10 protein-coding genes and 2 pseudogenes are annotated in these 12,391 nt (G+C 63.0%); 4 read left to right on the plus strand and 8 right to left on the minus strand.

Translation table 11 applies throughout. From position 1 onward, the window contains the following. The first annotated feature begins 500 nt into the window (after window positions 1–500). Together NATGR_RS12290 and NATGR_RS12295 are read left to right on the plus strand one after the other, a co-directional pair. Window positions 501–842, plus strand: coding sequence for a hypothetical protein (locus NATGR_RS12290; RefSeq protein WP_005579664.1), 342 nt, complete (start codon window positions 501–503; stop codon window positions 840–842). A 205-nt stretch (window positions 843–1,047) separates the two neighbouring features. Next, window positions 1,048–2,559: an MATE family efflux transporter gene (locus tag NATGR_RS12295; RefSeq protein WP_015233640.1), complete on the plus strand. Its 1,512-nt coding sequence runs from the start codon at window positions 1,048–1,050 to the stop codon at window positions 2,557–2,559. A gap of 169 nt (window positions 2,560–2,728) precedes the next feature. On the opposite strand, the pseudogene NATGR_RS20450 reads toward NATGR_RS12295, so the two are convergent. Together NATGR_RS20450 and nucS are read right to left on the minus strand one after the other, a co-directional pair. After that, window positions 2,729–3,241 (minus strand): annotated as a pseudogene (locus tag NATGR_RS20450) (AAC(3) family N-acetyltransferase). Window positions 3,242–3,330: 89 nt separating this feature from the next. Further along, complete coding sequence (gene nucS / locus NATGR_RS12305) at window positions 3,331–4,086, minus strand: endonuclease NucS (protein ID WP_005579671.1); 756 nt, start codon at window positions 4,084–4,086, stop codon at window positions 3,331–3,333. 101 nt (window positions 4,087–4,187) lie between these two features. On the opposite strand from nucS, the gene NATGR_RS12310 reads away from it, so the two are divergent. Continuing rightward, entirely contained in the window at window positions 4,188–4,751 is a 564-nt protein-coding gene (locus tag NATGR_RS12310; RefSeq protein ID WP_005579672.1) for a hypothetical protein, read from the plus strand. A 93-nt stretch (window positions 4,752–4,844) separates the two neighbouring features. On the opposite strand, the gene NATGR_RS12315 is transcribed toward NATGR_RS12310, so the two are convergent. Continuing rightward, a complete protein-coding gene (locus tag NATGR_RS12315; RefSeq protein WP_005579673.1) occupies window positions 4,845–5,327 on the minus strand; it encodes a hypothetical protein in 483 nt (160 codons plus the stop codon). Window positions 5,328–5,578: 251 nt separating this feature from the next. Here NATGR_RS12315 and NATGR_RS12320 point away from each other — a divergent pair, with 251 nt between their 5' ends. Then, a complete protein-coding gene (locus NATGR_RS12320) occupies window positions 5,579–7,513 on the plus strand; it encodes a beta-CASP ribonuclease aCPSF1 (RefSeq protein WP_005579674.1) in 1,935 nt (644 codons plus the stop codon). Window positions 7,514–7,915: 402 nt separating this feature from the next. Here NATGR_RS12320 and NATGR_RS12325 read toward each other — a convergent pair whose 3' ends face one another. The 5 genes and pseudogenes from NATGR_RS12325 to NATGR_RS12340 all read right to left on the minus strand — a co-directional run bounded on the left by NATGR_RS12325 (window position 7,916) and on the right by NATGR_RS12340 (window position 12,390). Beyond that, window positions 7,916–9,037, minus strand: coding sequence for a hypothetical protein (locus NATGR_RS12325; protein ID WP_197706741.1), 1,122 nt, complete (start codon window positions 9,035–9,037; stop codon window positions 7,916–7,918). Next, on the minus strand, window positions 9,034–9,636 hold the full coding sequence (locus NATGR_RS20270; RefSeq protein ID WP_231990865.1) for an ABC transporter permease: 603 nt from the start codon (window positions 9,634–9,636) through the stop codon (window positions 9,034–9,036). Before NATGR_RS20270 ends, NATGR_RS12325 begins: the two co-directional genes overlap by 4 nt. Window position 9,637: 1 nt before the next feature. Then, window positions 9,638–10,383 (minus strand): annotated as a pseudogene (locus tag NATGR_RS12330) (ATP-binding cassette domain-containing protein). A gap of 290 nt (window positions 10,384–10,673) precedes the next feature. Continuing rightward, window positions 10,674–11,480: an ABC transporter permease gene (locus NATGR_RS12335; protein ID WP_049887800.1), complete on the minus strand. Its 807-nt coding sequence runs from the start codon at window positions 11,478–11,480 to the stop codon at window positions 10,674–10,676. Continuing rightward, window positions 11,473–12,390 (minus strand): ABC transporter permease, encoded by a 918-nt coding sequence (locus NATGR_RS12340; RefSeq protein ID WP_005579678.1) that lies wholly within the window; start codon window positions 12,388–12,390, stop codon window positions 11,473–11,475. The genes NATGR_RS12335 and NATGR_RS12340 overlap by 8 nt, the downstream gene beginning before the upstream one ends. Window position 12,391: the final 1 nt, after the last annotated feature.

Genomic DNA, 12,391 nt, shown 5'->3' on the forward strand with positions numbered 1-12,391 from the left:
CGATCGAGAGCGAACCAAACTGGCCGAGGGGTACGCCGTGCTGGCGGAGTGCTGGCGACGGCCGACCGAAACTCTGCTCGAGGCGGCGGTGGCTGGAGAAGCGCCTGCCTGTCCGCCCTGCGCGAGCATCTCTCGCGACGTAGCGGCTGCCATCTTGAGGTCGCCGAAGGCAGTCGGCACGTGGTGGCGGACGTAGCATAATCAGCACTGCCGATGAACGCACTTGTAGAGGTGACGGCGAGCGCGCCAGTGCTGTGCCGATGTCCCGGCGCGACCGTGAGCCCTTCTGGGGTCGCGACGGAACTGACTGACAGCAAACCGTATGAGACGCCCCAGTCGTCGCTCTCGTATACCGACCAAACGGTGTGCCGTGGCGCGTCGCCGTCCACCGTAAGTCACATTTGATTTCGAAGCATAACGGCTGCGTATATTATTCGAGTTCGTGACAGTCCCGTCGACATCAAAAATGATTGATTAGTCCGGACAGCCAACGCGACGGTATGGCAGACGTGGTCAGCGTCGACTTTCTGGACTGCGAGACGGTTCGGATCGAAGGCACGCCCGTGGACGTGATCCTCTCTGCGTTCTGGTGGGACGAGTCCCGGACCGTCGGAACGATTTCGGAACCGATCGGCGGCGTCGACGGTCGACGGGTTGTCGCCGCTTCCGAGGCGTTCGGCGAGTTCGCTTACGGCCCGATCGTCAGCGAGGTCGAAGGGTTCGAACCGGGAACGCCGAGAATTCCAGGCAACGGCGACTGGTCGGTCTCGAACCCGGATCTCGAGGACTGTGTGGCCGCCGTTCGGGACCGGTACGATCTCCCGGCACCGTTCCCGACGTAGGACCAACGAGGGGACGGGGCCGACCGTCACGGACCAAAGCACGGCCTCGAGCGGGGTTCGCTACAACGTCTCGAGCCGGGTCGGCGAGTCTCTCGTCGTGTAACGACAGCGCACACCACGGGGAGATGTATCGATTCGAAACCGGTTCCGTCTGCCGCCTCGAGAAGGTCTTTTAACTGGACGTGACTACGCCGATTCGATTCCCGTGGGACGGCGTTTTCCAAACCCGATTCGGCTCGCCATCCTCTGGATCGGGCTCGCGCTCGCGAAACTCGGTCTGATCGAGGCCGAGCGTGCACGCCGAACCACCGATCTCGCCTGGCCACGAGTCGTCACGGGTCTGGCCCGGATGTCGAAGAACGCAGTCGACGTTGCGATGGTCGGCATCGGCGTCGGTTCCGCTGCCATCGCCGGCGTCGGCTTCGCCACCCCGTTCTGGGGGCTCGCTTTCGCTCTCGGTGGCGGCGTCGCGGGCGGGACGATAGCGCTCGTTTCGCAGCGATACGGTGCCGAGGCGTTCGATCAACTCGGCCAGGCCATTCGCTCGAGCGCATTGCTGGTCGTCGGAATAACGTTGCCGATCACTGTGACGTTCTGGTACGTCCCGACGGAACTGATCTCGTTACTCAGCTCCAATCCCGAAGCGATCGAACCGGGGGCGACGTATCTCCAGATCGTCGGACTCGGCGTTCCCTTTGCTGGACTCAATCTCATTGGAAGCCGGACGTTCGTCGGGATGGACGACGCCTGGACGCCGATGGTCGTTCGTGCTGGCGGTGCCGTCGTCAACATCGTCCTCAACGCCGCGTTGATCTTCGGACTCGGCATGGGCGTCTCCGGGGCGGCGATCGGGACGGTCCTCGCTAACGTCGCGGTGACGGCGACCTTCGCGGTCGGGCTGGTCGCAGGCTGGCTACCGGGTGCCGGGAAGTTCCCCGTCAGCGTCGATCCACTCGGGAGTTACCTCCACGAGTCGACGATCCGGGACCTGACGGCGATCGGGCTCCCGGTGCTCGGAACGAAACTCGTCTGGACGGCCGCGGAGTTCCCGCTGCTCGCTATCGTCGACCTCTTTGGCCAGGACACCGTCTCGGCCTACGTCATCGCCCGCCGGATCTGGGGGTTGATGAACACGCCCGGCTGGGGCTTCGGACTCGCGGCCTCGAGTCTCGTCGGCCAGGAACTCGGTACCGGCGACGAGCGACGCGCCGAACGGTTCGGCACGGAGATCGTCCTGTTCGCTACTGCAGTCTACGCGGTCGGTGCCGTGATCGTCTTTGCGTTCGCCGAGCCGATCGTCCTCCTGTTTACCGACGACCCTGCCGAGCTCGCCGTCGGGACGACGGTGGCGCTCGTCCAGGTCGCCTGTTTCGCTATCCTCCTGAAAGGCGTCGCGACGGGGGCCTCGGGTGCGCTCAAGGCCAGTGGCGACACCAAGTGGCCGTTTTACAGCCAGTTGCTCGGCATGTTCGGACTCGCAATTCCGTTCGCCTATCTCGGTGCGGCCGGACTCACGCTCCCGTCGGCAACGGTTCCGGTCCTCGAGGTGACAGTTCCCGGCGTCTCGATCGCACCGATCGGTCTGCTAGGGCTGTATCTGGCTTTCCTCGCCGAAACGCTCGTTCCAGCGGTGATCAACTACTACCGGTTCTGGACCGGCCGCTGGAAGGAGATCAGTCGAGGCTACCGACCGGATGCAGCCCCCAGTGACGACTGATACGGTTTGCTGTCCGTTAGTTTCGGCGCGACCGCAGTCGGGCTCGCGGTCGCGCCGGGACATCGTACAGCATTCCGTATGAGACGGTTTCCTGTAACGACCCTCGACGCAACCGCAAGACGCCCCCGGTTGCACCGCCGATGGCTTACAGCAGTCCGTCTGACGCCTCTTATCTGCGGTCCGATTCGAACCACTCGACCGCGAAGTCCACGAGCGGTCGCTGTTCGAGACGCCTCGCTTCGCCGACGCCGACGGAACCCGTCGTGACTACGTCGGCGTGGTCGCGCTCGAACGCGACTCCACACCTCGGGAAGTCCTCGTCGTCGATAGCGAGATCCACCCACTCGAGTCACTCGAGTCACTCGCGGTCGCCGTCGACGAACACCGCGCTGGCGTGGTCGGTCACCTCGAGGTCGATCGTTGCGCGATACTCGGCGAGGTGAACCGAGGTGTTCGTCGCGTGGCTCGTCTCCAGAAACAACACGTCGCTTGCGAGGTCGTGAAGTATCTCGGGGACAAGCCCCGAAGCACTCGCCCTGCCCAACCTGTAGCGTCGGACATCCAGCCGGGAGTGTTCGACGCCTCGCTGTGGTGGCAGTGTTTGCCGCTCTCGTTCTATTCGGTCTCGGTCACAGCCGTCGAGTCGCCACCGGCTCTGCTGGTGACGGCTCGTCGACGTCACCCGATACGCGTTCCAACCGAACGAGCACCGTCAGCGAGACGATGACGGGAATACAGCGTGAACGCGTACGGGTGCGTCGTGGGAGACCGTCAGTCCGCCGTCGGCTCGAGCGAGACGAACTCGAGTCCGTGTTCGACGAGCAACCGTTGTGCGCGGTCGGTGACCGACGGTGCGACCAGTATCCCGCGAACCGTGGCATCGGCGTGGAGATCTCGCTCGAGTGCGTCGACGTACCGCCGGAGTTGACTCACGGCGTCGGGACCGACGCGGCGGCGCTTGAGTTCGACGACGACTGCCCGTCCGGCCGAGTCCTCACCGTAGACATCGACCGCTCCCGCGGGCGTAACGCGCTCGGTCGCAAGCGGCGTAAAGCCGGATTCGAGCAGGTCTGGCTCGTCGAGGATGCGCTTTCGAAGGTCTTCCTCGGTGCCAGAGAGAGCGAGTTCTGTCTCGTCGGAACCCGAAAACGCAGCGACCTGAAAGACGTCCCGAAAGCCGACCAGCAGTCGTTCGTCGGGCGTCGAGCGAACGCTCTCGAGGACGAGCCGGTCACTGTTCTGGTTGCTCTCACACCACACCAAGTGCTCACAGCCCGGCGGCTGCCAGTTGACCGGCTGCTGGCCCTCGTCAGTGTGGACCAGTGCCGTCCCGTCCGGTTTGAGCAGCACGTGTCTGTCTCCGATCCCGAGCCGACTCGAGGCTCGCCCCTCGTAATCGACCGAGCATCGACCGAAGATCGTCACGAGTGCGCCGCGGTCGATTCCGTCGACGATCGCGTCTCGAGCCGACTCGAGGGATGGGTGCTCGAGGGTGTCGACGTGGGCGTCCCGTTCGGAGCGTGTCACTGGCGGTTCCTACCCCGTCGGGACCTAAAAGCGCCCCGTCACCGCTCGGTACGGCACAGGTTGCGAGCTTTTAACCGTTCCCGTCCCCGAGTCAGGAGCAAATGGAGACGAATCCAAGTCGTCGCCGCCTCCTCCAGTTGGGCGGCGTCGGTGCGACCGCGTCGCTCGCAGGCTGCAGCCAGTTCGACCTCTCAGACGACGATGACGGTCCCGATGTCGACGGGGAAACCGAACTCGAGGTGGACCGCGAGCCAGAGATCGATCCCGAAGACGGAATCACGGGCCTCGTCCAACCAGGTCCGGAAGAGATGCAAGACCTCGAGGCCGAGATCATGGCAGAGATCGAAGCCGGCGACCTCGAGCAGATGGAAGCACAGGACGAGTTCGAGCGCCGGCGAACCGAACTGACAGTCGAGCGTGCCGTCGCGTTCGAGTCGGAGATAGAAGCCGACGACGAACTATCGATCGAGGCAGGGATGGCCAACAGGGGGGCGTTCCTGCTTGCTGGCCCCGACGAGCGCCTGATGGACGAACTCCGTGACGGGGACGTGAGCGGTCTGGTCCCCGGCGAAGAGTACGGTCTCATGCTAGAACAGCAGCTCCAGGCCGAGGCCGCACCGACACCGGGGCAGGGAGCGGAACCGGACCCCGAAGACGAGGACTGAGACGGACTGCTGCCCCGATGTCCCGGTGCGACCGCAGGAGTGCTCGCGGTCGCGTCGGAACTGACTGACAGCAAACCGTCTGGGCGGTCACACTCACTCGAGGGCGAACGGACTCTCGCGTTCGGTCCAGTTCCAGCCGGAAATACGTTCTTGAAACCCGGCAGCGAGTGCGGCCTCGAGGTCGTCTACTCCCGCGTTTTCGTCGGCATCGCCGTGGACCTGCAGGTCCGCGTAGTGGAAAGTCGCCTCGCCAAGCGTTCGCAACGGCTGCGTGCCGGCGATCGTCGCGGCCAGTTCGCGGCCAAGCAGTTCGTCGACGACGAACCCAGGGTAGTCTCCCTCGACGTCTACGCTCCGGAGGATGGCAGTCATCGCTGCGACGTTGACTGCGAGGTCGCCGTCGGCGAAGACTACGTCTACTTCCGTGACGTACTGCTCTCGGGTCACGTGATCGACGTCGGTGTCGAACACCTCGCCCAAGTCGTCGCGGACGTCGTTGATTACGGGGACAATCCTGTCGGCACGGTCGACGATCCAGTCACGCTCTGTAGCGACGCGTTCTGGTGTAAACTTCATACAACGCCTACGGCATGTGTCACCCTGTGCTTTGCGAAGGCTTTTATACGAAGCGAAGAATAAGCTCGAGTAAGCGGGTTCTCCCTGGAATCTTCCCGCACGGACCAGGAACCAGGATAACCGACCTGGGGGCGTCTTCGTCACGGCACTACACAGAATGACACGAGATACGAGACGTATTGCGTCATCCTCGACTCGAGCCGGACATCTGCTCCCGTCGGCGAGTTCACGCAAGCCACATTTGGCGACTTATGAGCACTGTAGAGCAGCAACTTGACGATCTGGAAGCAGAGATCACGAGCGAGTTACCGAGTGACATCTCGGTTTCCTCGGTGAAATACGAAGGCCCTGAGTTGGTCGTCTACACGCGAGATCCGAAGAAGTTCGCCCAGCAGGGCGACCTGATCCGGAAACTCGCGAGCAAACTCCGAAAACGGATCACAGTCCGGCCCGACCCCAGTGTTCTTTCGCGGCCAGAACAGGCCCGCGAACAGATCATGGACGTCATCCCAGACGAGGCCGGCGTCACCGACCTAGACTTCCACGCCGACACCGGCGAGGTCGTCATCGAGGCCGAGAAACCCGGTATGGTGATCGGTCGCCACGGGTCGACGCTCCGAGATATCACGAAAGACGTGGGCTGGACACCCGAAGTCGTCCGCACGCCCCCGATCGAGTCCTCGACCGTCTCGAACGTCCGGAGTTTCCTCAAACAGGAACGCGACGACCGACGGGACATCCTAGAGAAGGTGGGGCGACAAATCCACCGCGAAGAGATGTCCGACGACGAGTACGTCCGCATCTCGACGCTGGGCTGCTGTCGCGAGGTCGGCCGCGCTGCGTTCATCCTCTCGACGCCCGAGACCCGAATTCTCATCGACTGTGGTGACAAGCCCGGTGCCGAAGGCGAGGTCCCGTACCTGCATGCCCCCGAGGCGTTCGGTGCCGGCCCCGAGACGATCGACGCAGTCGTACTGACTCACGCCCACCTCGATCACTCCGCCTTTATCCCACTGCTGTTCAAGTACGGCTACGACGGCCCGATCTACTGTACCGAACCCACGCGAGACCTGATGGGACTGCTGACACTCGACTATCTCGACGTCGCCGCCAAGGAAGGTCGCACGCCACCGTACGACTCCGAGCAAGTTCGGGAAGCGATCAAACACTGCATCCCGCTCGAGTACGGCGACGTGACTGACATCGCACCCGACGTCAAGCTTACCTTCCACAACGCCGGCCACATTCTCGGTTCGGCCGTCTCGCACTTCCACATCGGCGATGGCCTCTACAACGTCTGTTTCTCTGGCGACATCCACTACGAGGACACCCGCCTGTTCAACGGTGCCGTCAACGACTTCCCCCGGGTCGAGACGCTCGTCCTCGAGTCGACCTACGGCGGTCGCAACGACTACCAGACCGACCAGGAAGACTCCGAGGAGAAACTCAAGCGTGTCATCAACGAGGCCTACGAGCAAGACGGGAAGGTCCTCATTCCCGCGTTCGCCGTCGGGCGCTCACAGGAGATCATGCTCGTCATCGAGGAAGCGATGCGCGAGGGTGAGATTCCCTCGATGCCGGTCCACCTGGACGGGATGATCTGGGAGGCGACGGCGATCCACACGACCTACCCCGAGTACCTGCGGGACGAACTGCGCGACCGCATCTTCCACGAGGACGAGAACCCGTTCCTCGCCGAGGAGTTCAACCACATCGACGCCGGCGAAGAGGAACGGCAAGACGTCGCCGACGGCGGCCCCTGCATCATCCTCTCGACGTCCGGTATGGTCACCGGCGGCCCGATCATGTCCTGGCTCTCTCACATCGGCCCCGATCCGGACTCGAAACTGGTCTTCGTCGGCTACCAGGCTCAGGGAACTCTCGGTCGCCGCATCCAGAACGGCTGGGACGAAATTCCGACCAGCGAAGTCGGAGCGATGGGCGGGAACAACGGCCGCGGCACTCTCCAATTGAACGTCGACGTCGAAACCGTCGACGGCTTCTCCGGCCACGCCGACCGTGCCGGCCTCGAAAACTTCGTGAAGACGATGAATCCCCGCCCCGAGAAGGTGCTCTGTGTTCACGGTGACGAACGCTCCACGCAGGATCTGTCCTCCGCGCTGTACCACGACTACAACATGCGGACGTTCGCGCCGAAGAACCTCGAGACGTTCCGGTTCCTCTAGGGCCGTCTCGCTCCGTCTCTGTCCGCCTCGAGCGTTCTCGCATTTCTGTCACTCCGCTCCGAACTGTCGTTGTCGACGGTGCGAGTCGACCGTGAGCCAGTCGTTTCCCGCCGGCAGCACCTTCCCACCAGCGCTAGTGGCGGGCCAAGCCTGCACTGATGGGTCGAATCTGGCGGTGTCGCTCGATTCGACCCGTCAGTCGACGGTTGGGACGGTACTAGTGGTGCCGTCGGGGTCGAGTGTCTGGTAGTCCTCGAGCAGCGCTCGTTCTCGACACTGTTCGACGCGTCGCCCGGCCGTCGCGGATCGACCTCGCAACCGTCGGCTTGTCGTCTTTCGTCCTCGTCGCGTTCACAATCTCCACCGAGGGCTCGAGGATAGCAGCCACCGGTTGCGAGAGAGCTACGTCTGTCGATACCGGTAGACGAATGCGGCAGCAAGTGCCAGCAGCCCGATTCCGCCGAACAGCAGTGGCATAGTCGTTCCAGCGGTCTCCGACGTTGCACCGGCGAAATCGAGTTCCGGGACGCCGTTGAGAGGCCCCACGTACCACAACAGCAGGTACGTCAGTTCGAACAGTCGTCTCGTCCCGGTCCAGCACCCCATCGCCTGTGCAAGTGATGGAACGAACAGGACGGCTCCGACGAGAACGGCCGCGCCGCTCGCTCCTGTCTCGAGGAGCAGTAGCCAGAGAGCGACGCCGAAAAACGCCGTCGCGACAATCGCGCCGGCCATCCATTCTGCGGCGAGTTGTCCGTAGGGATGCTTCGACGAGACGATAAACGGCGTCACCCCGTGTCGGGTTGGCCGGGACCCCATCGACGACCAGAGGAACACCGGCCAGATTGCTGCGGCGACGACGACGCCGAAACTGGCCGCCAAACTGGAGAGACCGGCGACACAGATCGCGAGCGCCCCGGCGTACCACCACCAGGGGTGGCCACGGACCAGCAGCCGTAGCTCCTGCAAAACGAGCCGTCCCATTCCTCCGGCAGTTCGGTCCGATACGGGTGTCAGAGACGCATCTTCGACGTTTCGGCTGTCGGGCGTCTGGCTCATCGTCGAACGAATCGAGAGAAGGACCCGGCGCAGTCTGCGACCGATCCCGTCTCCGTCCGTCGCTCGACTGCGATCGAACCGTTCGTACGGGACGGTCGCAAGCACCGCGAATCCGATCCCCAAGAGGAGCAACCCGAAGCGGTTCACGTAGAACCAGAGCGGCAGCCAGTCGCCACCCCAGTGGAACCGGACGATCTCGGCGCTTGCGCTACCGGCCCCGAAGTTCGCGACGCCCAGCCCCTCGTACTCCGGGGCGACCGAGTATAGCGCCTCTGCAGTCAGTTCGGCCGAAACGAACATCCCGACAGTATCGGTCAGCTGGAGCCAGACAGGGATTTCGTCGGGAGCGTAGTCGCCCGTCGTAGCGGCGACCGCCAATGCCATCGCTGCCACGAAGAAGTAGACGACGTTCCCGATCGTCCCGTCGAGCCAATCCGTCGACTGATACGGTTTCCTGTAAGTCATTTTCGGCACAACCGCGACCCGGGCGGCGGTTGCGCCGGTAAATCGTTACAGTAATCCGTATGAAACAGGAGCGTGACACCAGCGACGAGACACCCAACTGGGAGCCCGAGCAGAAATACCGCCCCGAGAATCCAGACAGGATCTGTCGTTCCTGTCCCGTGAACGTGGTGGTTGATGACCGCCGCGACTCCGAGCGTTCCGAGCACGACGGCGACGTATCCGACGTGACTAACCCACTTTCCGACGAGGACCGTCCGAGTGGCGACGCCCGTGCTCGCGGCGAGTCGATCGACGTCGTGTGTTCGGTCGCGCTCGAGCGAGCCCGCGAGAAGGTAGTACCCGAGGACAAGCAGGACCGACGCACCCGTCATTCCGGCGGTGAGCCCGATGTACGCCAATGTCGGCTCGCCGGTGTACTGGACCGTCTCCCCGTTGCTCGAGTCTAGGTAGAATAGCTCGACGGTGCCGACGTTGACCAGATAGCCGAGAGACGCGATTACGGCCAGGACGACGAGCACCTGTCGAGACCGGAGTCGCTGGTAGAAATCCGCCCGCGCGACGTGGAAGACGCGACGCACCCTCACTCGCTCGGTGTCCATACTACACTCCTCCCCGGCGGTCGATTCGATGGAGGTAGGCGTCCTCGAGCGTCGGTGTGACCGACTTCGCGTCGGGATCTGGTCGTTCATCGGCGATCACTCTGACACTGACGCTGTCGGCCCGCTGGACCGTACTCGAGACCTGATACTGGTCTCTGACCGCCTCTCGAGGTCGGCACGCGAAACGAGATACTCGTAGACGCTTCCCGCGGTCGCTTCGACGAGTGACTCGGGACCTGTATGTGTCACCAGTTCGCCGTCCTCGAGGAGGGCGACGCTGTTCGCCGTCGCCTCGATGTCCGGAACGATGTGTGTCGAGAGCAAGACGATGCGATCGCTCGCGATGGAGGAAAGGACGTTCCGGAAGCGGACTCGTTTCTCCGGATCGAGACCGACCGTCGGTTCGTCGACGATCAGCAGGCTCGGATCGTTCACCAGTGCCTGTGCGATGCCCACTCGCTGGCGCATCCCGCCGGAAAACGTCTGTATCTTTTCGTCACGGACGTGTTCGAGGTTCGTCAGTGCGAGCAGCTCGTCGATCCTGGCGTCAGCAGTCTCACGGTCCAGGCCACGCAGTGCAGCCACGTACTCGAGAAATTCCGTGGCGGTAAGATCCGGATAGACGCCGAAACTCTGGGGGAGATATCCCAGTTCGTCGCGGACGGCCGAGGGCGTTTCGACGACGTCGGTCCCGTTCCAGTAGACGGTCCCGGTCGTCGGTTTCAGAACCGTCGTGACGATTTGCATCAGCGTCGACTTGCCGGCACCGTTCGGGCCGAGTAGGCCGTGTATTCCCTCCCCAAACTCGAGGTCGATTCCTCGAACACCCTAGACATCCGTTGCGTATCGTTTGCCGAGGTTCTCGAACCGCAACTGCATCGATACTGTCATTGGAAATTAGTTGGAATATGTACATATAAATACGTTCGCCCTCTCGTGTTCTGCAGTGGCAAGTAGTCCCGTAGCCTCGCTGTCGGCGGACGCGTCATCGTCGCGGCCGACGTATTTGTGGCCGAAGAAACACCGTGAGGTGTCGGTTAGGACAACTGCTTCGATACCCACTCGAGGTTCGTCGCGAGCACGGCGAGTGCGAGCGCGACGAGCGAAAACAGGATGAGAAACGTCGAGACGACGCTGACCATCGGGTCGAGTGCCTGTCGGATCTCCGTCCAGGCCAACACCGGAATGGTTTCGGTGCTGCCCGTCGAGAGGAAAAGCGCCATCACGAACTCCTGAAGACTGATGATAAAGGCGAGCAAGGCACCGACGAAGACGCCTTGTTTGACGTTCGGCAAGACGACGTGGACGAACGCCTGGACCGGTCCCGCCCCGAGGTCGTAGGCGGCGTCTAGCTGTTGCCAGTCGAATCGGCTGAACACCGACCGCATCACGAAGTAGACCAGCGGCGTCGCCCACAGCGTGTGTGCGAGAACGAGCGTCGCATACGAGTCGCGAAGCCCGAGCTCACTGAAGTACATCAACAGCGTGATCCCCAGGATCACTGGCGGGATCAACAGGGGAAGCAACACCAGCGGGCCGACGATCGTCCCGAGCGTGCTCTCCTCGTCGAACTCCTGGCCGAACGCGGCCAGGACGCCGAGGACGGTCGCGAACAACGCCGTCCCGACGCCGACTATAATGCTGTTCTCGAACGCTGTGAGCCAGCCAATGCTGTCGAAGAACTCACTGTACCAGACGAGCGAGTAGCTCTCCGGCGGGAACGCGAGTCGGCCGGACGCCGCAAACGACGTCACGACGACGACCAGCAACGGGAGCAGTAGCAGCGCGAACAACGCGGCGTAACCGACGCGGAACGCGGCGGTCTCGAGTGTTTCCCTATGCAAGGTCGAACTCACCTCCGAAGCGGTTGAGAACTGCGAAAATCACAGCGACACCGACGAGCATCAACAGGAGCATAACGACCGACAGCGCGGCTGCAAGCGAGTAGTCCATGTAACCAAGCATCAGTTCCTCGGCGTGGACCGCGAACGTGATGTCGTGTGAGAGGAGATCGGGAGCCGCGTAGGCGCCGACGCTCCAGGCGAACGAGATCACAGCGCCGACGATGATCCCCGGCATCGCCTGTGGCAACACGACTTCGACGAACGACCGCGGCCTGCTCGCTCCGAGATCGCGTGCGGCCTCGACGATCCCCCAGTCCATCGTCGACAACACGCTGTAGATTGCCAACACTGCGTACGGAAGGACGATGTACAGTTGCCCGGCGACGGCTCCGACAGTCGCGGGGACGAACTGGACCGGCTCCGAGAGAACACCCAACGACAGAAGCGCGTCGTTGAGCGTTCCGGTCGGCGCTAACAGTGGATTGAACGCGTAGGTCCGGATGACCAGCGTCGTCAGAAGCGGCATGACGACCGACAGCAACAGCAACGACTTGACGAGGCCACGCGAGCGCCAGATGGCGTACGCGTAGAACAGCCCGATGACGACCGAGAGGATCGTCACGATCACGCCGAGCTGGAACGACTCGACGATGACACTCAACAGCAGGCCGTCGGTGAAGACTTCAACGTAGCTCTCGAGCGACCAGGTCCCTTCGGCGTAGACGTGGTCGGTCGACGACGCCGTGACGCTGATCCGAAGCAGGATGACAAACGGGACGACGAAAACCAGCAGTTCGAACGCGAGCAGCGGTGCCATCAACAACAGCGCGCGGGTCGAACTCGAGAGTGTCGACAGGTCCGGCACGGTGGCACCGATCGAATCCGGGAGTGCTGTGTTCGTGTCCGTCATC

It is taken from the genome of Natronobacterium gregoryi SP2 (assembly GCF_000230715.2).
Lineage (GTDB): Archaea > Halobacteriota > Halobacteria > Halobacteriales > Natrialbaceae > Natronobacterium > Natronobacterium gregoryi.

Coding starts and splice junctions, on each gene's coding strand:
- NATGR_RS12290 (WP_005579664.1), top strand. CDS start 501: ATGGCAGACGTGGTCAGCGTCGACTTTCTGGACTGCGAGACGGTTCGG.
- NATGR_RS12310 (WP_005579672.1), top strand. CDS start 4,188: ATGGAGACGAATCCAAGTCGTCGCCGCCTCCTCCAGTTGGGCGGCGTC.
- NATGR_RS12315 (WP_005579673.1), bottom strand. CDS start 5,327: ATGAAGTTTACACCAGAACGCGTCGCTACAGAGCGTGACTGGATCGTC.
- NATGR_RS12320 (WP_005579674.1), top strand. CDS start 5,579: ATGAGCACTGTAGAGCAGCAACTTGACGATCTGGAAGCAGAGATCACG.
- NATGR_RS12325 (WP_197706741.1), bottom strand. CDS start 9,037: ATGACTTACAGGAAACCGTATCAGTCGACGGATTGGCTCGACGGGACG.
- NATGR_RS20270 (WP_231990865.1), bottom strand. CDS start 9,636: ATGGACACCGAGCGAGTGAGGGTGCGTCGCGTCTTCCACGTCGCGCGG.
- NATGR_RS12340 (WP_005579678.1), bottom strand. CDS start 12,390: ATGACGGACACGAACACAGCACTCCCGGATTCGATCGGTGCCACCGTG.